We start from the raw sequence: 21,750 nt of genomic DNA, 5'->3' as shown, positions 1-21,750 counted from the left end.
GTTCACCTTATTTCTTCATTAATTCCATTGATTCTGGTAATAATTGTTGAAGTACAACTTCAAATCCAATTTGAAAATACGGAGCTGTTAACCCTTCTGGTTTACCGCCATCTACATCGATCAAGCTAAAGCAATGCTGGCCAACGATAATATTCCATTCGTCGATTTCGCCTTCTATAATTTCACCGCATAAATAATAGTACCCACTATACATAATTTGGTCGCCCTCTACTGAAAAGGCGTTCAATAGACTTGGTTTGTGCAAATCTATACCAAGTACGTGACAAAAATGCAATACTTCCTCATTAAGAAACTCGCTAGCTATACGAAAATTTTGACAGGAAAGACACTCACAAACTTCGGTAATATGCTGATATACAGCCTCTGTTCTTCCAATATCTATACTTAATAGCCAATCTTCAATTCGTACTTCTTTCAACTGTGCACCCCCTAATTTGTAAATGTCACTGTAACGATTGTCCCTTTTCCAACTTCTGATGTAATGTCGAGTTCATGACCAAGTTTTTCACAGATCTCTTTTGCTAAATATAAGCCCATTCCTGTAGATTCCCCAGTTTTACGCCCATTTTCACCAGTAAAAAAGGCTTTTGTTACACGAGAAAGATCGGAGGTAGGAATACCAATACCTTCATCACAGATTGCAAGCTGAACATGTTCTTCCTTTTGAATAGCTGAAATCATTATTTTTTTATTGGCGTCAAACGTATATTTCACGGCATTCGTTACGAATTGACCAATAATGAAACGCAACCACATTGAATCACTTGCTACAATTATATTTTCATCAATATGAATTTCCGGAAAAACACGATTTGTAATAAATAGACGTTTATTTTCATTCACTGTTGCAGTAACAATTGCTTTTAATGGCACCTGCTCTACGTGCATATCTTCTTCAAACTTTTCTAAACGTGCATTCACAAGCACCATATCCAGCCCTCTACGGAGGCGATCAATTTCTTCTTGCACATTCTTTTTATCAAGTGGTTGTTCGTCTTGTAAAAGCAATTCAATAACTGAAATAGGTGTTTTCATCTGATGTACCCATTGATTCATGAACTGATCATGTCTCTTTTGGCTTGCATATAATGCATGGAGCTCATGCTGATACAAACGATATAATTCATTCATATATTTTTCTGTTCTTATCGCTACTGGTGTTTTCGCATTTTTTTGCAGCGCATCTTCCATCGTTCTTGGTAACTGTGCAATTTTCATTAAAAAACGTTGGCGCATTAAATAACGCACAAGTAAAAATGCTGCCAATAGCACCAAACTAATAGAAATAGAGTACACTGCCGTATCAACATTACGGAAACCATCCAACCAGTACAACACCATAATAAATCCAACTAATAGTACCTGAAAAATGATGAAACTAGCATAATCTCGTAAGAATAAGCGCCAGCCCATTACAGCTCACCCTCACTTACAATAAAACGGTAGCCTGCACCTCTGACAGTTTCAATTGTTGACTGTACGTTGTAGTCTGCTAATTTTTTTCGAACGCGTGTCATATTGACATTCAGTGTATTTTCATCAACAAATGCTTGGTCATCCCAAAGTTCCTCGAGTAATTGCTCACGTGTTACCACTTTCGGCGCCTGTCCCATTAGTAGTTCTAAAATAATACATTCTTTTTTCTGCAAAGGTATTTCTAAGTCATTTTTATGCAGCTCCATACGTTCTAAATGCAATACAAGTTGCCCTTGCTTAATCGTACGTTCTTCTTGTCTTGCCGCATATTCACCATAGGTACGGCGCAAATGACTACGAATTTTCGCTAGCACAATTTCATAATTAAACGGTTTCGTAATAAAATCATCTCCACCATTTTCAAGAGCAAAAATTTGATCCATCTCGCCAGATCGTGCCGAAATGAAAATGATTGGACATGTAGTATATTGTCGCAATTGACGACACCAATAATAGCCGTCATACGCTGGTAAATTTATGTCAAGCAGTACCATATGTGGGTTAAATGCTGTGAATTCTTCGATTAATTGGTCAAATTCTTGAATTGTTTCAACTTCATATTGATATTTTCTAAGTGTATCTGCGAGTAATGATGCAATCTTCACATCATCTTCGACTATAAATATTCGATGTTTCTCCATATGAACACTCCTTCCTGTTATATTGTATCAAAAAAGGAGCTTGCGACATAATTGTCACAACCCCTTTTTTCTGTAGCTAAGCATTTCACCAATTACAATTTCTTTATTTAATATTAATAAATTAGTTGGAAGAATTCTTGCTCTGTAATACCGCCAAAATATTTTGAAATATCAATTCCCTTTAATGCTTCTGCAATTGATGTGCGGTCATAGTTTGTCCCAATAAGACGAGCTTCAAGGTCAGCCACATCACCAACACCGAAAAAGTCCCCGAAAATATGCGCTTCTTCAATCACACCATGATTAACTTCTAGGCGAATATCGATACCGCCTGATGGGAATCGATGTGTTTTTTGAATGTTAAAACGTGGAGATTTACCATAGTTCCACTCCCATGTTTGGTAACGCTCTTCGGAAATTTTATAGATATTCGACCAATCTTCCTCAGTAAGTTCATAGTAACGAATATTTTCTTCGCCACCGAATACAGAGTTTAAAATTGCCAATCGGAATTGTTCAATAGTCATTTCGTCATTTAGGAATTCAGAAATATTTGCTACACGTGAACGAACGGATTTAATACCTTTCGATTCGATTTTATCTTTTTTCACTTTTAAAGCAGATACAACCGCATCGATTTCTGTGTTAAACATCAGCGTACCATGTGTGAACATACGGCCACGAGTTGCAAATTGAGCGTTACCAGATACTTTTCTTCCTTCTGCCAAAATATCGTTGCGCCCTGAAAGCTCTGCATTCACACCTAATTTTGCAAGTGCATCAACCACTGGCTGAGTGAATTTTTTATAGTTCATGAAGCTGTTGCCATCATCTTTTGTGATGAAGCTGAAATTCAAGTTACCGAGATCATGATATACAGCACCACCACCTGACAGACGTCGAACAACAATAATGCCATTATCCTCTACGTAGTCTGTATTGATTTCTTCAATCGTGTTTTGATTCTTCCCAATAATGATGGACGGCTGGTTGATGTAAAACAACAATACCGGTTCTTTTTCAACATCCATTGTTTTTAGTAAATATTCCTCAATTGCAAGATTTATGCGCGGGTCATTAATCCCTTTATTATCAACGAAAATCATAGTTAATTCCTCCTTCACAAAATATACATTTTTATTTTAACGTAAATTAGGCATTTTGTGTTGACGATTTGTATCTGTTATAATACACTGAGTAATATAGAAACAGTAATAGTACAGATGAAATTAAAGGAGGGGTCCACAATGTTAGAGAACGTAGTCGAATTTTTCAAGAATTTACCTGCAAAACAATGTACAGAGTGCGGTGAAAAGATCGAAGAACAAAGCGAATGTTACAGCAACACTTGTGAAAAATGTAACCACCTATAAACATTTGCCTATTCTGTAAAAGTCATTTGCGTGCCCCACACGTAGTAATAATGACAACCCTCATCATACTTTTGTGATGAACCCTTAATTAAATCTCTTACACTTAAAAAGTCGCAACTGATACGCTCATATCAGTTGCGACTTTTTGTTGTACCTTTTCAATTACTCTAAAATACCGTAATATCCATTTGACGCAGAGCCCTTGGTAGCTGATTATTTCCTCTACACACATCAAAACAGAAACAGCACTCACCAGTTTATGATGAGTGCTGCAAATCTACAATCCTAATTTTCTTCTGCTACTTTTGAGTAACGTTTTTTGTGTACTAACATAAAGTAACCAAATGTTATGGCTAAGAAAACAACCATGTAACCAAGTAACACAGCGTAGTTTTGGAATAGGAATGACATATCACCAGTGGATATACTTGCTTTAAATGCTTGAACTGAGTATGTCATTGGCAATAATGTATTAAATACTTGTAGTGGTCCTGGAATTAACTCAAGTGGGAAAGTACCTGCACTTGTTGTTAATTGTAAGATTAATACGACAATCGCTACGAAGCGACCAGGGTCACCCAAAATCGATACAAGCATTTGGACTAATGCTAGGAATGCATAGCTTGTTAGTAATGCAGTTAATATGAAGTAACCCATATTTTGCACCTCAAGACCAAGTCCCCATTTCACTACCGCTACTGTTAATAATGATTGGATTAACCCAACGACCGCTAATACAACCACTTTACTTGTAAACCATGATGCGCCATTTTTCGGACGAATCGCTGGCTCTACTAATGGGAATACGATTGAAATAAGAAGTGCTCCTACAAATAAACCTAAGGAAATAAAGTAAGGAGCAAAACCTGTACCATAATTGGCAACTGGATTTACTGAATCTTTTTCTACTTCTACTGGATTACCGACCATATCATACGTATCGTCATTCGCTTTTACTTCACTAGCTTTTTCACTTGCTTCCTCTAATTTGCCAGATAGTGTTGCTGTACCATCTGCAAGTTCCGTTGATCCTTCAGCAAGTGTAGCTGAACCTTCTGCTAACTCGCCAGATTTGGAAGCAAGCGTTGTTGTACCTTCGTTTAATGTAGATGTACCACTTGCTAATTCATTTAAGCCTGAAACTAATTGTTGAGAACCTTGGATTAGCTCGCTGCTTTTTGCTGTTAACGAATTAGCACCCGCTAAAACTTTCGCTTGACCAGCTGCAATCTGCGTAGCACCACCATTTACTTGATTTGCACCTGCTTGTAATTTTTCAGTACCAGCAGATAATGATGATAAACCGTTATGAACGCTAGCGCTACCTGCTTGAAGCTGTGCTAATGTTTGATTTAATGCAGTAGCCTGTTCCTCTGGCATTGTTGCTAGTGCGCTTTGTAATTGTTGTGTTAACGCATTAATGCCTGCCTCTACTTGTGCAGAACCTGCCGTTAACTCAGTTGCAGCACTATTTAATGCACCTGCATTTTGAGCAATTGAAGCCGTACCATCAATAATTTGCGATTGCTTTTCATTTAAAGTGGAAAGACCTTCTTTTACTTGTGCTACACCTTCTGTATATTGCGTTACACCTTGCTGAAGATTAGATGCACCTTCTACTGCTTGTTGTGCACCTGCCACAAGTTTATCAGTACCATCTGAAAGTTGGATTGTGCTATTAGCTAGTTGTTCTAGATAACCTTTTAAATCTTTCGCACCGTTCGCAACCTTTTGAGCCCCTTCATCAAGCTGAAGTGAACCATCAGCCGCTTCTGTAAAACCATCACCTAAAGTAGCAATTGAATCAAATAACTTTTCCGCATATGTTGTAGATACTTGCGTGTTTACTTCTGCACGTATTCGATCCATTGCTGTTTCACCGATTTGTGAACTTAAGAAATTTAACCCCTCATTCGGAATATAATTCATTACTAATTTTGAAGGTTTCTCATCTAATAATGTTGTTGCATGTTCTGAGAAGTTTTCTGGTATTTCTAAGATCATATAATAATCTCGGCCATCCAAACCTTTTTCAGCTTCTTCTTTTGACACTTCGATAAAGTTAAACTGCTTACTATCAACTAACTTCTCGACTAAGGTTTCCCCTAAATCAAGCTTGACGCCGTCCATTTCCGCACCACTATCTTCATTCACAATTGCTACTGGCAAGTCAGACATACCTGCATATGGGTCCCAAAATGCCCATAAAAACATCCCTGCGTACATCACTGGGATGAATAATACAGCGACAATTGAAACAAGCATTTTTCTCGTTTTAAAAATCTTCAGCCACTCTGCTTTAATCATGTTTTTCTTCACTCCTATACGTTATGACCGAAATCGTCATTTGGTCAATTTTCTGTAAAAAAATCTCAAATCCCACAGTTCGTGAAATTTGCAGATTCCTTTTTTAAAGAACAAGTCCTCGGAAGATTGTTTCCTTAAAAAGATTTAGTATCTTTTCCTCTGGAATTTTGTCGTCATGTAGCTCATGCCAATCAACAACAAAAGCTAAATACGCCTTTAATAGTAAGTAGCTAACAAGCTCAGCATCGCAATCTCGAATTTCTCCTTTATCAATACGTTTTTGAATTAATGCTGCTACATACGATAAAATTTCTGATTCGATGCGAATTAAAACTTGCTTGACTGCAGGCGTTCGAAGCTCTTTATCTTCCTCTATTAACTTAGCAAATAAAAGATGTTTTTCACGGAATTGTAGCATTTTCATTAAAGCGTTATGCGCATTGTCCATAAAGCTTGCTGATGTATCAAGTACAGCATCTGCTTCTGCGATCATTTCTCTCACAAGAGACATAGCAATTTCTTGAAATAAAATTTCTTTATTTGCAAAGAATGTATAAATCGTTCCTTTACCGACATTAGCAATTTTCGCTACCTGTTCCATCGTTGTTGCTTTATATCCAAACAATGTAAAAGATTTTGAAGCCGCTTCAAGAATTTCCTGCCTACGATCCATTACTGTCATCCTCCCTTGTTTTGTATATGGAAAATAAATATGACCAGAATACCATTTCAGTCATCCGGTCATTATTCTAATCCTATTTTTATATTAATGCAAGTATTTAATTATGATTTGATTCACTTTCTTCATGCTCCGTATCATTACCGTGGTCCATCATATTCTTATCAGTGCCTTCATCCTCTGGTAATACTTGCGTCATATCTGGAGAGCCTGCTGTAATTTGTTGTTTAGGCATTACATGAATTGAGTTAGCTGTTGTATGAGCATACATAAAATACACACCGTCATGTTCGAATGTAACATCAGCTTTATAAACACCCTCTTTATCTAAGACGCCTTCTAGCATTTGACCTTCGTCGCGTTTCCCAGATTCCCATACCTCAAATTCAATGCTTGCATCATCAATGTTTTTCTCACCTTGGATAACATGTGCTACTAGTTCGATTTTTTCATTCACCGTTACCTCTTTTGGTGTTAAAATTTCCACCTCCGGTATTTGTAATTCTTCATCTTGTGAAGATGCTACCGGTTCTTCTTTTTCTCCACATCCTACTAGTAATGCAGGTACTGCTACTAACGCTAATAACCATTTCTTCATCTCTTATTCCTCCATTAATGGCATCGTAATACTTACCTTTGTGCCTTTTTCTAGTTCACTTTCAATTACAATTTTAGCCTGTAACTGTTTTAATAATTGCTCGACAATTGACAAACCCAGCCCACTACCACCATCTGAACGACTGCGCGCCTTATTTACACGATAAAAGCGTTCTGTGACATGTGGTAAGTCCTCTTGTGGAATGCCAATACCAAAGTCCACCACCGTAATATACGCAAATCCGTCCTTTTCAACGGCTGATATTTCAACTGTGGACTGCCCGTACGAATAATTGATTGCATTTTCAATAATGTTAATGAAAACCTGCTTCAACTTCACTTCATCAGCTTCTACTATTAGTGCTTCATCGACAGTTAGCTGTAGTGAAATACCCCTCTTCTGCGCCTGATGCGTCAAAATTTGCTCCACTTCCCGCAGCGTCTCTGCTAGCGGAATCGGATACAGGACAATCTCTTTTTGCTCATTTTCCATTCGAGCTAATTGCAGCAACTCATTAGTAAGACGCTCCATTCGGTTTGCTTCACGCACGATAAGCTGAATGGTTTCTGCTTGTTGATCCTTGGCAATAAAGCCATTTTGAATCGCTTCACTATAGCCTTTCACATAGCTAATTGGTGTCCGCAACTCATGTGAGACTGTTGCTAAAAATGCTTTTCGTGCCTCATCCTCACGCTGAATTGCTTCTGCCATTTCGTTAAATGCACTCGATAGTTTCCCGATTTCATCGCTTGAACTTACCAGCACGCGTGTTTCATAATTCCCCTGAGACATATGTTCCACAGCGATTTGCAGTTGATTCAAAGGACGCATGATATGATGAATTCCTTTATAGACAAAGAAGCTCATAACAAGTAAAAACACAAAAGCACTCACAAATAATAGCACGACTTCTTGACTTGCAAGTTCGCTAATTTTAGCAAGTGGGAAGTAAATATAAATAATCCCCTCTAGCCGATTTTGGTCCACAAGTGGAAGGACAACCGAGATTAGTTGACGATCAAAACGAGGCTCATACCCAATTTTTTGTACAGACTTCCCTGCCAGTAATTGCTTTCTCTCCTCTGGGCCTATCAATGTTTCATAATCAATATCAAATGGTACACAAGCGCTAAGTTCACGTGGATTTCGTACGGCAAAAATATTCAAATTAGAATAATCATTATAGGTTTCAATATCCGTTATAAGTTCATCTGTCACCGGACCATCCACATACTTCGTTTGAAGCTTCGTCCCTACCTCAATCATCGTACTTGCCGTATCTTCTACGTATAATTGTTCATATAAGTAATCTGTCAGTACATACATAAAGACGATGGTAATCATTAAAAATGTAAAAATCAACAGCCAAATCCGTGTGGCGATTTTCTTCATTCGACTGGCTCTAAACGGTAGCCAACGCCCCATACGGTTTGAATATGCTCTGCCGCATCCTTTCCAAGCTTCAAACGTAATGTTTTAATGTGTGTATCAACTGTTCTTGTGCCACCAACATAATCAATATCCCAAACACGTTCTAGGAGCTGCTCGCGTGAGTACGCATTACCTGGATTTTTCATAAATAAATGCAATAAATCAAACTCCTTTAAAGTTAACGGAATAGGCTTTTCGTTGACTGATACTTTGCGAGCAATTTCATCAAGTTTAATCGCCCCATAGATCACATGCTTTTGTTGTAAATCGATAATAGTCATACCACTTCTTCTAAGCACTGCATGAATACGCGCCACGAGCTCATCATGCGTAAACGGCTTCACAATATAATCATCGCCACCTAGCGTTAGACCCTTCACCTTATCTTCATTGGCATCACGTGCTGTTAAAAAAATGATTGGGACATCGCACATAGCACGGATACTTTGACAAACAGCAAATCCATCTTCATGCGGCATCATTACATCTAATAACACTAAATCGATTTTTTCACGAACTATAACATCATAGGCTTCTGTGCCATTAGCAGCTGTAAATGTTTCAAATTTCGAATTTATAAGCATCATTTCGATTAAATGACGCATATCCTGCTCATCATCTACAATTAATACGGTTGTCACACTTATTCCTCCCTTACTAACAGCTGAAAAGAGCCTTTTCCTACATCAACTGCTTTTTGTACTTTACCGTCTTTTATAAAGTAAAGTGTATGGTCGTCATAACCAGCGACCACAATCAAGTCTTTAAACTTATTTACTACAAATGGATTCGCACCAACTTGTAGATGCCATTTTACAGTGCCACTAAAATCTGCTACATACAATTCATTGCGACCATGACTAACAACTAATATCTCATCATCCGCTTTCATAAGTCCAATTGGCATTAACGGCATCTCTATGACACCTAATTGCTCACCTGATAACAGATCATAGCGTTTCACTGTACTGTTAGGTTTACTACCTTCACCGTGGCCACCAATCCATAGCTCGTTTGTTTCTTCAATAATAGCAATACCATGAGAGGATTTAGTAATTGGCCATTCCTGCTCCACTGCTAAATCATCCATATTTAAAACTGACAACTTAGTATCCTTATAATTAATGACGTACAGTTTGTCCTTCGTGGCTGCCATAGACATCGGGTAATTGCCAAGTTGCTGGCTTGCTAGCTCGTTACCTTCCTCATCGAAGCTCGTTACCGTATTCGTCTTACTATTCGCAATGAAAAATTGATGTGTTGCTTCCGAATAACAAACATTTGTTGTCCCTATATCCACTTTCTTCGTAAAACGTTTTTGACCTGTTGTTAAATCATATAGATCTATGGAAGATAGCTGATTTCCATACAGTAATACATGGTCAGCACCTATTAAAACAGCGCCTGAATAAGCTTTTTCAAATAACCAGTTCGCCATAACCTCACCTTTTTCATCGATAAAATCGAGTGATGGCTCTTGAATATTTAATGACGCAACAAATGACTTTTCACGTTCAATCGGCGTAAACGATTTTTCCGTACAGCCTGCTAACCATACAATTTGAAGTAAAGAAAAAATAAACAACGCCCGTCTTTTCAACGTCATCACCTCTGTCCTTTTACTATACTTCATAAATGTGAAATATACGTGAAACTTGAAAGGTGAATTTATGACGAACATTACCATATAATGATAAAATCACCTTTCTCCAAACAAAAAATCACATACCGTACTGAGAGATACAAAATGGTTACAATTAGCTTATGTATGATTGCAAAAAACGAAGAAGGTGTAATTAGGTATAGCTTCAATTCATAAGCCTATAGTTAAAAATTCCGCACAAAAAAGTAGCACAAACTTTTGACTTGGTTTGTACTACTTAGCTTGATTTACTATGCTAATTAGAAATACTCTATTATAAAGTTTGTCACATACCTAATTCGTTTAATATTTCTTGAGCAACGGTTTTCCCTTGCTTTACGCACTCAGGAATAGAAATCCCTTCAAACGAACTTCCTGATAGCTTCACAGTTGGGAATTGTTCCTGTAATTCTTGTTTTACACGAGCAATTTTTTCTTCATGCCCAACTGTATATTGAGGCATCGCATTTTTCCAACGTGACACAATTGTCTCAACCGGCGCTCCGTTTATACCAATTGTTTTCATCAAATCTTGTAAAACTGTCTTTTCAATCTCTGAATCGGATAGTTCAACGATCGCTTCATCTCCAACACGTCCGATGTAACTACGTAAAAGCACATAATCTTCCGGCGTCGTGTTAGGCCATTTACGATTACTCCATGTGCAAGATGTAATAGAAAAATCACTATTTCGAGAGACAAAAAACGAAAGAGCATCTAAGTCACCGAGTTGCTCCTTTTTAAAGGCCATCGTCACTGTAGCGATTGTTGCAGCCTTCATTGTTTTCAACTCTGTTAATAAATTGTGTTTGCTAAAGATCTTTTGCGCTACATTAAATGGGGTAGCAACTACAACAGCATCTGCTTTTATTTGTGTGAAATTATTTAATATAATTTGCACAGTATTGTCCTTGCCATGTTCAATTTCTTCAACTTTGACACCCTTTAACACTGTCCCTGGGAGTAAGGATTCTTCTAGTTTTTCAACCAGTGTTTCAAGGCCATTCGCAAATGATTGGAAAATACCTTTATCTTTTGCAATGGGTTCGTTACTTAAAAAATTCGCCCCTGATTTTTTCATACCTACAAGTAAACTACGATGCTTCTGCTCTATTTCATACAGCTGTGGAAACGTTGAGTGCAAACTTAATTGCTCAATATCTCCAGCAAACGTTCCTGCAAGCAGAGGCTCTACAAGATTCTCAACAACCTCTGGACCAAATCTTCTTCTGAAAAATCCACCTAAAGATTGGTCGTCATTCTCTGCAGAGCGGGGAAGTATAAAATCGCCTGTTGCACGGATTTTCCCGCTAAGTGAAAACAATCCAGATGCTATAAATGGCGAGATATGCGGAGTTTCCCCTGACATCAGATTGCTTGGAATTGGATATAATCGACTACCAACAGCGACGTAAGTTGGGCCCGCATTACTTGTAATCAGCTCACTCTCAATACCTAAATCTTTTGCAAGCCCGTACATATCATTTTGACGATCAAAGAAAGATTCCGGCCCACGTTCAATGATAAATCCATTTTTTCGTTGTGTTTGGATTTTTCCGCCAAGACGTAGTGACGACTCGACAAGTACGATATCTACCGGCAATTCTTTTGCACGTGCTTCCTTTTGCATATAGAATGCAGCTGTTAGGCCCGTTATTCCGCCACCTATAACAACTACCTTTCGTCTTTTCTGAGTCACCTACATCATCACTTTCTTTTCGCTTAGCTTAATTTTTTGTGAATGGCATCCACCATTGCATCGATAAATAACGGGTGCGTATTTGGCATTGCTGGACGGTAGTATTTTGCTCCTAATTCCTCGCAAACCACTTTACATTCATAGTCGTTATCGTAAAGAACTTCTAAATGCTCTGTTACAAAGCCTACTGGTGTATAGACAAATGAACGGAAGCCCTTTTGTTCATATAGATCACGTGTTAAATCTTGTACGTCTGGCCCGAACCAAGGTTCTGGTGTTTGACCTGCTGATTGCCAGCCTACTTCTACATTTTTTACACCTGTTGCTTCTTGAATCAGACGAGCTGTTTCGATCAATTGATCTTCGTAAGGGTCGCCCATTTCTTTAATTTTCATAGGAAGAGAATGCGCTGATACGATTAAGCAAGCTTTTTCACGCTCTTCAGGTGACATTGCCTCAAATGTTTCATTCACTTTTTCTTGCCAATATTGAATGAATTTCGGTTGGTCATACCATGATTCTACAGAAGTGATCGCTAGACGCTCACCCGCTGCTTCTGCTGCACGACCGTTATACGATTTAATAGAGAAAGTCGAGAAATGAGGTGCTAATACGATTGAAACTACTTCTTTAATGCCTTCTGCCACTATCGCTTCTATAGCATCTTCAATAAATGGTTCGATATGTTTTAAACCAATAAATAATTTATATTCTACTTTGTCTTGCACTTCATTTAATCGTGCACAAAGGGCTTCAGCTTGTGCTTTTGTCGCTGCAGCAAGTGGTGATAAGCCACCGATTGCTGCGTAACGGCTACGTAAATCTTCTAAATGCTCATCTGAAGGTCTACGTCCATGACGAATATGTGTATAGTATCGTTCGATGTCTTCTTCTTTGTAGGGTGTGCCATATGCCATTACTAATAAGCCTTTAACTTCTTTCATTACCTAATCACCTCTATATAATAGTTAAACTTCGATTCGTGTGTGTATTTTGTAGATTACTGCGACAAAAACAAATTGCGCTAATTACGCGCAATTTGCTTAGTTTTTATGCTTTTGCCTTAATTTGCTGTGCACTATAGTCGTGAATAAATGTAGTTAAACGTTTCAATACGTCTGGATCCACTTCTGGGAATACACCGTGGCCTAAATTGAAAATATGTCCAGGAACTTCTAAACCTTGGTCAATAATGTCCTTAGTACGTTTTTCAATAATTGACCAATCTGCTAGTAATAATGATGGATCTAAATTACCTTGTACTGGCTTTGTAATACCTTTCGCACGTGCTTCTCTAATTGGTAAACGCCAATCTAAGCCTACAACGTCGAGTGGTAATTCATTCCATTCGTTTACTAAATGACTTGCACCCACACCAAATTGAATAAGTGGTACATTTTCTTTTCTCAGTTCCCCGAAAATACGAGTCATAACAGGTTTAATGAATACTCGGTAATCTTCCACATTTAGTGCGCCTACCCATGAGTCGAAAATTTGAATTGCCTTTGCGCCCGCTTCAACTTGTGCAGAGACATCTGCAATAATCATGTCCGCTAGCTTATCCATTAATGCAAACCATGCTTGTGGTTCTGACACCATAAATGATTTCGTTTTATTGTAGTTTTTAGAAGGGCCACCTTCAATCATGTAGCTTGCTAGTGTAAATGGTGCACCTGCAAAGCCGATTAACGGCACATTTAACTGTTCTTCTGTAAGTATTTTAATTGTCTCTAATACGAACGGTGTATGCTCTTTTGCATTGAATTCACCTAATTTTTCAACATCTGCTACTGTACGAATTGGATTTGAAATAACAGGACCAATGCCGGCTTTAATTTTTACGTCTATGCCGATGCCAGGTAGTGGTGTCACGATATCTTTATATAGAATTGCTGCGTCTACATTATAGTTTTCTACTGGTAACCGTGTGACATACGCACAAAGCTCGGGTTGGTGTGTAATTTCTTCTAAAGAGTATTTTTCTTTAATTACACGATATTCTGGTTGTGAGCGTCCTGCTTGACGCATATACCATACTGGTGTGTGTTCCGTTCGTTCTCCACGTGCAGCACGCAGAAGTGTATCATTAAATGTTGTCATGAACATTTCCTTCCCCTCAGTTAGATATTCCGATATTATTTTTCTTTTACTTCAATTATTGATATCCGCTATCAATAGTAAACACTTCCTTCGTCATTGTATAGTTTTCCAGGTGAAATGTCATAAAATTGTTCTTTCTACTGGCTTCTTTTTGACAAAGCGTTAGACATGAATTTAAATGGATATAATCATTGTATTGCGAATATTTATTAAAGGGGGCATTTTTATGTATATCTATTTAACTTCTGGTACAGCAGAATTTATGGAGCAAGTAAAAAATAAATATCCAAACGAACACATGATTTTAATCCACGGCGATGGAAATTCTGTACTCATTCATGAAACAGAAAGTAAATCTATTTTTGCGACACCGCGTAAATTCGAAGTGCTAGATTCCGTAAATGATTTAGAGGACCGCGGCTTTTTCGTGTTCAACAATATTCCTGTAACAGATGAAGGCCGCCCTGTATTTGAACATCGCTTTTTAAATCGTAAAGGTACAATTGAAAATGAACCGGGCTTTATTGCCTTTCGATTAATGCGTCCATTAAACAGTGACACCTATATCGTTCTGACACAGTGGAATGGTCAACATTCGTTCGAAGTATGGAAAAGTTCGAACGCCTTTAAAACAGCCCATTCAGAACGTAAGGAATCCACTGATGCTGGCGTACGTCAGCAAAACATCTTCTCTGCTGCTTCCTATATTTCAACTTTTACAGTTGCAAAAAAAGAGGATGAAGAAGAATAACCCGACAAGTCCCCCTTTTTTCAAGGTGGGACTTGTCTTACTAAAATGACTTAAAGGGGGACTTTACTTTGGACCAACAATTATCTAATAAGATCGAAGCACACTTTGATGAAATGCAAGAAATCCGTCGCCATCTTCATATGCATCCTGAACTTAGTTTTCAAGAAAAAGAGACAGCAAACTACATAGCAAATTATTATAAGACACTTGGTGTACCCGTAGAAGAAAATGTTAGTGGGTATGGGCTAATCGCACGTATTATAGGGAGCAAGCCTGGCAAAACAATTGCCTTACGTGCAGATTTTGACGCTTTACCAATCCAAGACGAAAAAGATGTACCTTATAAATCACAAGTACCTGGCGTTATGCATGCTTGTGGTCATGATGGCCATACAGCAACGCTATTAATCATCGGTAAACTGTTATGGGAAATGCGTGATGAATTAGTAGGAGATTATGTACTAATCCATCAACATGCAGAGGAAACTGACCCGGGTGGTGCTACTGGAATGGTGAAAGCCGGTGCTTTAAATGGTGTCGATGCCATTTTCGGCACGCATTTATCTTCAAATCATCCAACGGGTATGATTGGGTACCGTGTAGGACCAATGATGGCTGCTGTAGATAGCTTTGACATAAAAATTCAAGGGAGGGGCGGTCATGGTGCTCAGCCGCATCAAACAAAAGACGCTATTGTAATCGGGTCACAACTTGTTATGAATCTTCAACAACTTGTCGCACGCCGCGTGGCACCAACAGAATCTGCTGTGCTATCTGTCGATTCTTTTGTTGCACAAAATGCCGACAATATTATTGCTGATTCTGCGTACTTAAATGGAACTGTTCGTACATTCAATAAAGACGTACGTGTCACAATGGAACGCGAATTCAGACGTATCATTCAAGGAACTGAAATTGCTCATGATTGCACAATTGAACTAGACTATCGTTGCGGCTACCCTGCTGTTGTGAATCATGAAAAAGAAACATTATTTGTACGTGATGTTGCACAGGATATTTGTGACGTTTTTGAAATGGAAGCGACTATGGGGGGTGAGGATTTCTCTTATTATTTGGAGGAAAAACCAGGTACCTTCTTCTTCACAGGGGCTGCACCTAAAAATTATGCACCTCACCATCATCCTGAGTTTGATATCGATGAGAAAGGCATGCTCGTTGCAGCCAAAGTGTTATTAACTGCTGCGCTTAACTATCAATTAGTAGACTAAAACAAAAAAGCTCATTTTCACCAGTACATTTGGTGAAAATGAGCTTTTTTTTACTTAATGAGTGTCGGTTATAAGCCTTCATTTGGTCTACCTGAGCGCTGACATTAGCACCCGAGTAGCACTATCCTTACTTCAAGTAAGCCTATCTATTGCCTCACGACTTTGTCATCTTTGTAGTCAACTCACTCACGATAATAATTACGAAAATGGTTACAAAGAACATCGGTTGCATAATACCACACAGCCCTACAATAATAGCTTGTACAATCATCGATAGACGAACGATTTGCTGTACAGCTTTCTTCCGAGCGTCTTCTGGCTGCGGATATAGCATGTCCATACGGAAGTCTCCGCCAGATAATAATGCTTGCTTTAGTTGAATCGTTGTCGCGAAACTTAATGCGGCAGCAATAATCCATGTCACAACAGGAATATCAACGAATGCCACAATCACAGCAGAGATGGCTGTTAAGCGTACCCATAAATAAAAATGATCATCTGTACGCACAAATGTACGGAATACTAAATATTTCTGAGCATTTCCCTTTGCATATGGCACGGATTTATATAACCAATCGAGCCAACCGCGGCGACGAATGCTTCCACGTAAATGTGGTACATCTGTAAAATAATTTGCAAAACGATAAAAGCTCATCATACGATTTTGTTCAAGGTTCACAAAATGCTCATAAGGCACCGGCTCGCCAGCACATTTTTTTCGGAATACGAACACATAAGCGCAGGCAATTACTGTCAGTGCAAATGCTAACATAAGTTGTGCCTGAAGCCCCATATATACAGCCAGTCCAAATATGATGGCACGTATAAATCTGTCTCCCCATATAAGATGCCCACGCGAACTATATCGATAGCTAAATTCTCCCTGTACACTCAAATATTTCAGCACCACAATTAGGAAAAATATTGCCCAAATTTCGGATATTGTTAATGTTGTAACAGCTTTTAACAATGGAATACTAATGATATAAACGATTCCCACTAACCACACCTGAGACCAAAACGTCCAGGCAAGTGCTTTTTTAAAGTACTGTGGCATTTTCGATTCCAATGGTAGTAAATACACTTGGTCAGGCTCACGTAATAAAGTTGTTGGTCGACTAAGAGCTAAAATAATTCCAATAACTACCGCAACAATCGTCTGCGCAGGAAAATCAGTGGACACTACTTTTAGCCATTCACTATATTGATAGCCCCCTGCACCAATAAGAAACACTAGCACAATCGCAATATGCCCTGTAAAAATAAATTGCATATACTTTTGCACTTCACCTATATAATGCATGAAGCGCGAAGACCACACATCACGCAAGTTATTCATTGTCCTGCTCCTTTGTCATTGCAATATATAAGTCGTCTAATGTTGCGTTAGGCATCCCGAAAGCTGTACGTAGATCCGTCATCGTTCCTTGCGCACGTACACGCCCCTCATGCAATAAAATAATACGATCACAATGTTTTTCAGCTGTCGATAATATATGCGTCGACATTAAAATAGAAGCGCCCTCTTTTTTCTTTTCATCCATTTGATCAAGTAAAGATTGAATACCAAGTGGGTCTAACCCAACAAACGGTTCATCAATAATATAAAGACTTGGATTGACTAAAAATGCACACATAATCATCACCTTTTGACGCATCCCTTTAGAAAAATGGGCAGGAAACCAATTCAGGCGTTTCTCCATACGAAATTCTTTTAATAAGATTTCAGAACGAGCGGCAAGCGTCGCTTCATCTAAGTTATAAGCCATCGCTGTTAATTGTAAATGCTCACGCAGTGTCAATTCATCATACAATACAGGTGTTTCTGGTATATACGAAAAAGCTGTACGATACTTGTCCATATTTTCTTTTAGCGTTATTCCATTTAAACGAATGTCGCCTTCTTTTGGCAGCATTGTGCCGATAATATGCTTAATCGTCGTACTTTTCCCTGCGCCATTTAAACCAATTAACCCTACTAGTTCTCCTTTTCCAATCGTAAACGATAACTCTTTAATAACAGGCTTTCTTGTATATCCACCTGTTACATGTTGAACTTCTAATACCGACATGCCATTCACTCCTCTTCATAGTTTATATTTTATCAAAAATTAGCAAATGATTCAGTTATGAGTATGATAAAATAAAGTGAAACTTCCATTATTGGAGACACATTGCTCCTTTTAATGGTGAGCTGAACTATCCGGACCCATACAGACGCTTACCTCACATGGAAAATATAAATTTTATTTACCATCTGATTTCTAGCAACAGAACTTAGCATCTGTTAGGACGAGATAAATTTATATATAAGGGGGATTTTACTATGAGCGATTGCCTATTTTGCAAAATCATTGATGGATCTATTCCAAGTACCAAAGTTTATGAAGACGACCATGTATATGCCTTCACAGACATTTCACCTGTCGCAAAAGGTCACACATTATTAATTCCTAAACATCATTGCAAGGACCTTTTTGAAATGCCAGAGGATGTAGCGCGCAATTTATACGCGGCAGCACCAAAAGTGGCAAATGCCATTAAAGCTGCATTCAACCCAATCGGCATGAATACAATCAATAATAATGGTGAGGCAGCAGGACAAACTGTTTTCCACTATCACTTACATTTTATTCCGCGTTATGACGAAAAAGAAGGACTAGCATTAAATTGGCAAACACAAAATTATACTGCTGAACAGTTAGTAGAAGTAGCAGAGAGCATAAAAGCTCACCTTTAATTGTCAGAATAGTACATTGCCAATCTATAATTTTTAGCGTACAATCAAAAATAAGTTTCGCTAACGGTCAAGAGGACACGTTAGGAGGCAAAAAGATTAGACAGAATAGTCGAGGAGAGATGAGAAATGAATACGAAAAATTTAGTTTTAATGGCTCTTTTAGTAGGTGTCGGCACTGCACTTTACGTAGTCACACCGGGTATGGTAAATGGCATGAAGCCAGACTTTATGTTAACGATGATGTTTATCGGAATTTTGCTATTCCCTACAGTAAAAGAAACATTTTTATTGTCTTTATCAACAGGTGTGTTATCTGGTTTGTTTACAACATTCCCAGCAGGCCTGGTACCAAACATAATCGATAAAGCCGTTACTGGCTTTGTATTTTTAGTAGCTGTCATCATTCTTAAAAAAGTTGTGAGCAATATCGCAATGTCAGCTGTATTAGTTGGTTTAGGAACAGTATTATCGGGTAGTATATTCTTATCTGTTGCACTATTTGTATTTGGTGCAAACGTTGGTCAAACGTTTGCAATGTTATTTGTAGGTGTTGTACTACCAGCAGTAGCATTTAACGTTGTAGCATTCATGATTATTTATCCGATTGTCACAAAATTAGTGAAACGTTCTAAATTCAACACAGCCATTTCACAGGCATAACAAACGAAGAAGCTAACCCGTGACATAAAATCACTCGGTTAGCTTCTTTTTCGTTTTGTAAATGGATAATTCATGGTTTAATAGAAGATAATATGACAAATAAAGAAATGAGGGCATTCACAATGAAAACAAAACCATTCTTAATCGGATTAACAGCTGGAATCGTTGGTGGAACAATTGCTGTTCTTTTTTCAACGCCGCAATCAGGACAACAATTACGATCTAATTTACAAGCCAATACCGATAGCGCGAAAGAAAAAATCCAAGATGTTAAATTGCAAGTAAGCAACGTCAAACATTCTGTAAACAATCTCAGAAGCGAGGCCAAAAATAATATACCTCAAATAATAAATGATTTAAAACAGTCAATTAATACCTTTTCAACAGAAATCGAACCTACCCAAAATAAATTGCAACAAGAAATCGATGCATTACAGAATTCAATTAGCGTAATCGAGAAAAACATTGCACAATTTACCGATAGAAAGAATAATACCCTTGAAAAATAAATAGTCTTAAATACCTCATACAACCATAAAATAAATCATTTTATTATCAAAAAATATGAAAATATGAGTATTTTTCACACACGTTTCAATTTTTCAATTTTTCTAACTTTAAACTCTTTTCCTTTATTGCTATAATATTTCTAAAATGTTAAAGAAAGCAGTAGGTGATGGCTTTGTCAGAGGAATTATATACTCAAAAAGAAGCAATGCTTTATAGTCAAAGAATTGCACAATTATCAAAAGCCTTATGGAAAGCAGTTGAAAAAGATTGGCAACAATGGATTAAACCCTACGATTTAAACATTAACGAGCATCATATTTTATGGATTTCTTATCATTTAAAAGGCGCTTCTATTTCAGATGTGGCAAAGTTCGGAGTAATGCACGTTTCAACAGCATTCAACTTCTCAAAAAAATTAGAGGAACGTGAATTATTGACATTTTCTAAGCGTGATGATGACAAACGTAATACGTACGTAGAGTTAACAGAATCAGGAATTGATCTTATCCTTGAAATGAATAGCAATTATCATAATACGTATCATTCTGTACTTGAGGGTTCTTTAGCTTTAAAAGACTTATACGGTCGATTCCCAGAATTTTTAGATGTCATGGCCGTTATTCGTAACATTTACGGAGAAGACTTCATCGATATTTTCGAGCGTTCATTCCATAACTTTCGTGATTCCTTTGACAAACTCGAGCACCGTTCACCAGTAAAAGGTTAGTACTATATAAAACAGGCTGTCCAACATGTCTTAATAGACTGGACAGCCTTTCTTATGAAAAAAATCATTTTATTCTCTAATAATACTTTTGAGATATCTCCTTTTCTTGCATTTTTATATAAATCACTCTACATTAGTATAATACATTGCCTTTATGGAGTTGAATCGCAATATGCATTGCTGGAAAATTTTAAACATACAACATCATTACGGCACAACACGCATTATCTTAATGGCTGTCTGTATTTTTTTATCGGTCTTTTCGATATCTTACGTAATGCTCAACCTTACACATGAAGAGCATTTTACGGATCGCTTTTTATCGTTGTTTGCCATTACAGTACTAACACTATACCCTGTTCATAAATTTATGCACTTTATAGCATTATACGATTTACGTCATCACCTAACATTACGCGTACGTGTTCAATTTTTCTTCATCCCTGTACTCCATATGCGTCTTCGTGAACCTATATCAAAAAATCGCTATATTTTTGCTTTACTAACGCCCTTTATCTTCTTAAATGCGCTAATACTTTTAGGGACATTGCTACTCCCTGCATACACACATTACGGCACACTACTTTTAGCGTATCATAGTGGTCTATGTTTAATAGATATACTTTATGTGAAATACTTATGGAAATCACCAAAAGAAGCACAAATTGAAGAAACACCAAAAGGCTACGAAATTTTAGTCCCACCAACAATTAGTTAAGCTACTTGTTTTTTGTTTACCATTTTTGATATGCTTATAAGTACTGAAAGAGGGGAGGAATAGACTTGCTATTAACAATCGTAGTTCTATTCTCGGTATTCTATTTATTTCAAATTAATCGTATGACCTATGCACTTTGCATGCGACGTGAAATTCCCGAAGAAAACCAGCCAAAAATATTCCGAACAATAAATATACTTATTACGATTTTACTTATTTCATTCTATGTAGAAATTTTATTTGCAGTATAATTGTTCCATTAATAGGAGAAAGCTAAGGATATCGATATCCTTAGCTTTTTATCGTTTAAATTAGTACAGGAATGCTGCACCAACGATAATTAATAAGATAAATAGCACGACTAATAAAGCAAAGCTTGAGCCGTGACCGCCGCCACCATATCCACCGTTGCTCATAACCTCACCCCCCTTCTTTTCTCTATCCTATG

The 21,750-nt window shown here is 37.6% G+C and carries 25 protein-coding genes; 9 read left to right on the top strand and 16 right to left on the bottom strand.

Going from position 1 to position 21,750, the window contains the following annotated elements; all coding sequences use genetic code 11:
- Positions 1 to 7: 7 nt before the first annotated feature.
- From AEA09_RS01240 to lplA, 4 genes are all read right to left on the bottom strand, one after another.
- Positions 8 to 439: a hypothetical protein gene (locus AEA09_RS01240; RefSeq protein WP_053582106.1), complete on the bottom strand. Its 432-nt coding sequence runs from the start codon at positions 437 to 439 to the stop codon at positions 8 to 10.
- 11 nt (positions 440 to 450) lie between these two features.
- Positions 451 to 1,434, bottom strand: a complete 984-nt coding sequence (locus AEA09_RS01235; protein ID WP_053582105.1) for a sensor histidine kinase — start codon at positions 1,432 to 1,434, stop codon at positions 451 to 453.
- The gene (locus tag AEA09_RS01230) at positions 1,434 to 2,138 is read right to left on the bottom strand and encodes a response regulator transcription factor (RefSeq protein ID WP_053582104.1); all 705 of its coding nucleotides are present in this window, start codon (positions 2,136 to 2,138) and stop codon (positions 1,434 to 1,436) included. Before AEA09_RS01230 ends, AEA09_RS01235 begins: the two co-directional genes overlap by 1 nt.
- A 113-nt stretch (positions 2,139 to 2,251) precedes the next feature.
- Positions 2,252 to 3,244 carry a lipoate--protein ligase gene (gene lplA / locus AEA09_RS01225; protein ID WP_053582103.1) on the bottom strand — a complete coding sequence of 331 codons (993 nt, stop codon included), beginning with the start codon at positions 3,242 to 3,244 and terminating at the stop codon, positions 2,252 to 2,254.
- A 141-nt stretch (positions 3,245 to 3,385) separates the two neighbouring features.
- Here lplA and yhfH point away from each other — a divergent pair, with 141 nt between their 5' ends.
- Positions 3,386 to 3,511 carry a protein YhfH gene (yhfH, locus tag AEA09_RS19380; RefSeq protein ID WP_012292204.1) on the top strand — a complete coding sequence of 42 codons (126 nt, stop codon included), beginning with the start codon at positions 3,386 to 3,388 and terminating at the stop codon, positions 3,509 to 3,511.
- A gap of 285 nt (positions 3,512 to 3,796) precedes the next feature.
- On the opposite strand, the gene AEA09_RS01220 is transcribed toward yhfH, so the two are convergent.
- From AEA09_RS01220 to hemE, 9 genes are all read right to left on the bottom strand, one after another.
- A complete protein-coding gene (locus AEA09_RS01220; RefSeq protein WP_053582102.1) occupies positions 3,797 to 5,818 on the bottom strand; it encodes a YhgE/Pip domain-containing protein in 2,022 nt (673 codons plus the stop codon).
- 103 nt (positions 5,819 to 5,921) lie between these two features.
- A complete protein-coding gene (locus tag AEA09_RS01215; protein ID WP_053582101.1) occupies positions 5,922 to 6,491 on the bottom strand; it encodes a TetR/AcrR family transcriptional regulator in 570 nt (189 codons plus the stop codon).
- 106 nt (positions 6,492 to 6,597) lie between these two features.
- Complete coding sequence (locus tag AEA09_RS01210; RefSeq protein WP_053582100.1) at positions 6,598 to 7,095, bottom strand: FixH family protein; 498 nt, start codon at positions 7,093 to 7,095, stop codon at positions 6,598 to 6,600.
- Positions 7,096 to 7,098: 3 nt separating this feature from the next.
- Positions 7,099 to 8,487 carry a sensor histidine kinase gene (locus AEA09_RS01205; protein WP_053582099.1) on the bottom strand — a complete coding sequence of 463 codons (1,389 nt, stop codon included), beginning with the start codon at positions 8,485 to 8,487 and terminating at the stop codon, positions 7,099 to 7,101.
- Positions 8,484 to 9,167 (bottom strand): response regulator transcription factor, encoded by a 684-nt coding sequence (locus AEA09_RS01200; RefSeq protein WP_082332521.1) that lies wholly within the window; start codon positions 9,165 to 9,167, stop codon positions 8,484 to 8,486. The genes AEA09_RS01205 and AEA09_RS01200 overlap by 4 nt, the downstream gene beginning before the upstream one ends.
- Before the next feature lie 2 nt (positions 9,168 to 9,169).
- A complete protein-coding gene (locus AEA09_RS01195) occupies positions 9,170 to 10,132 on the bottom strand; it encodes a YncE family protein (protein WP_245622752.1) in 963 nt (320 codons plus the stop codon).
- Between the two features lie 322 nt (positions 10,133 to 10,454).
- A complete protein-coding gene (gene hemY / locus AEA09_RS01190; protein WP_053582098.1) occupies positions 10,455 to 11,867 on the bottom strand; it encodes a protoporphyrinogen oxidase in 1,413 nt (470 codons plus the stop codon).
- 23 nt (positions 11,868 to 11,890) lie between these two features.
- Positions 11,891 to 12,811, bottom strand: coding sequence for a ferrochelatase (hemH, locus tag AEA09_RS01185; RefSeq protein WP_053582097.1), 921 nt, complete (start codon positions 12,809 to 12,811; stop codon positions 11,891 to 11,893).
- 106 nt (positions 12,812 to 12,917) lie between these two features.
- Positions 12,918 to 13,967, bottom strand: a complete 1,050-nt coding sequence (gene hemE, locus AEA09_RS01180) for a uroporphyrinogen decarboxylase (RefSeq protein ID WP_053582096.1) — start codon at positions 13,965 to 13,967, stop codon at positions 12,918 to 12,920.
- A 226-nt stretch (positions 13,968 to 14,193) separates the two neighbouring features.
- On the opposite strand from hemE, the gene AEA09_RS01175 reads away from it, so the two are divergent.
- Together AEA09_RS01175 and AEA09_RS01170 are read left to right on the top strand one after the other, a co-directional pair.
- Positions 14,194 to 14,718 (top strand): antibiotic biosynthesis monooxygenase family protein, encoded by a 525-nt coding sequence (locus AEA09_RS01175; RefSeq protein ID WP_053582095.1) that lies wholly within the window; start codon positions 14,194 to 14,196, stop codon positions 14,716 to 14,718.
- A 68-nt stretch (positions 14,719 to 14,786) separates the two neighbouring features.
- Positions 14,787 to 15,947 carry a M20 metallopeptidase family protein gene (locus tag AEA09_RS01170; RefSeq protein ID WP_053582094.1) on the top strand — a complete coding sequence of 387 codons (1,161 nt, stop codon included), beginning with the start codon at positions 14,787 to 14,789 and terminating at the stop codon, positions 15,945 to 15,947.
- 154 nt (positions 15,948 to 16,101) lie between these two features.
- Here the strand turns inward: AEA09_RS01170 and AEA09_RS01165 are convergent, their stop codons facing one another.
- The gene (locus AEA09_RS01165) at positions 16,102 to 17,286 is read right to left on the bottom strand and encodes an ABC transporter permease (RefSeq protein WP_053582093.1); all 1,185 of its coding nucleotides are present in this window, start codon (positions 17,284 to 17,286) and stop codon (positions 16,102 to 16,104) included.
- A complete protein-coding gene (locus tag AEA09_RS01160; protein ID WP_053582092.1) occupies positions 17,279 to 18,019 on the bottom strand; it encodes an ABC transporter ATP-binding protein in 741 nt (246 codons plus the stop codon). Before AEA09_RS01160 ends, AEA09_RS01165 begins: the two co-directional genes overlap by 8 nt.
- Positions 18,020 to 18,273: 254 nt before the next feature.
- Between AEA09_RS01160 and AEA09_RS01155 the strand changes: the two genes are divergently transcribed.
- The 6 genes from AEA09_RS01155 (at position 18,274) to AEA09_RS01130 (ending at position 21,553) form a co-directional block, all read left to right on the top strand.
- A complete protein-coding gene (locus tag AEA09_RS01155) occupies positions 18,274 to 18,687 on the top strand; it encodes an HIT family protein (protein WP_053582091.1) in 414 nt (137 codons plus the stop codon).
- Between the two features lie 126 nt (positions 18,688 to 18,813).
- A complete protein-coding gene (locus AEA09_RS01150) occupies positions 18,814 to 19,347 on the top strand; it encodes a tryptophan transporter (protein WP_053582090.1) in 534 nt (177 codons plus the stop codon).
- 122 nt (positions 19,348 to 19,469) lie between these two features.
- Positions 19,470 to 19,856, top strand: coding sequence for a YtxH domain-containing protein (locus tag AEA09_RS01145; protein ID WP_053582089.1), 387 nt, complete (start codon positions 19,470 to 19,472; stop codon positions 19,854 to 19,856).
- Positions 19,857 to 20,023: 167 nt separating this feature from the next.
- Positions 20,024 to 20,584, top strand: a complete 561-nt coding sequence (locus tag AEA09_RS01140) for an HTH-type transcriptional regulator Hpr (protein ID WP_053582088.1) — start codon at positions 20,024 to 20,026, stop codon at positions 20,582 to 20,584.
- Between the two features lie 172 nt (positions 20,585 to 20,756).
- Positions 20,757 to 21,302: a DUF3267 domain-containing protein gene (locus AEA09_RS01135; protein WP_053582087.1), complete on the top strand. Its 546-nt coding sequence runs from the start codon at positions 20,757 to 20,759 to the stop codon at positions 21,300 to 21,302.
- A 65-nt stretch (positions 21,303 to 21,367) separates the two neighbouring features.
- Positions 21,368 to 21,553, top strand: coding sequence for a hypothetical protein (locus tag AEA09_RS01130; protein WP_053582086.1), 186 nt, complete (start codon positions 21,368 to 21,370; stop codon positions 21,551 to 21,553).
- A gap of 60 nt (positions 21,554 to 21,613) precedes the next feature.
- Here the strand turns inward: AEA09_RS01130 and AEA09_RS19375 are convergent, their stop codons facing one another.
- Positions 21,614 to 21,718, bottom strand: a complete 105-nt coding sequence (locus AEA09_RS19375) for a YjcZ family sporulation protein (RefSeq protein ID WP_082332520.1) — start codon at positions 21,716 to 21,718, stop codon at positions 21,614 to 21,616.
- Positions 21,719 to 21,750: the final 32 nt, after the last annotated feature.

The organism is Lysinibacillus contaminans, assembly GCF_001278945.1.
GTDB classification, from domain to species: Bacteria; Bacillota; Bacilli; order Bacillales_A; family Planococcaceae; genus Lysinibacillus; species Lysinibacillus contaminans.
Note: the sequence above shows the minus strand (reverse complement) of the source record. Positions and strands in the feature narration are given on the sequence as shown.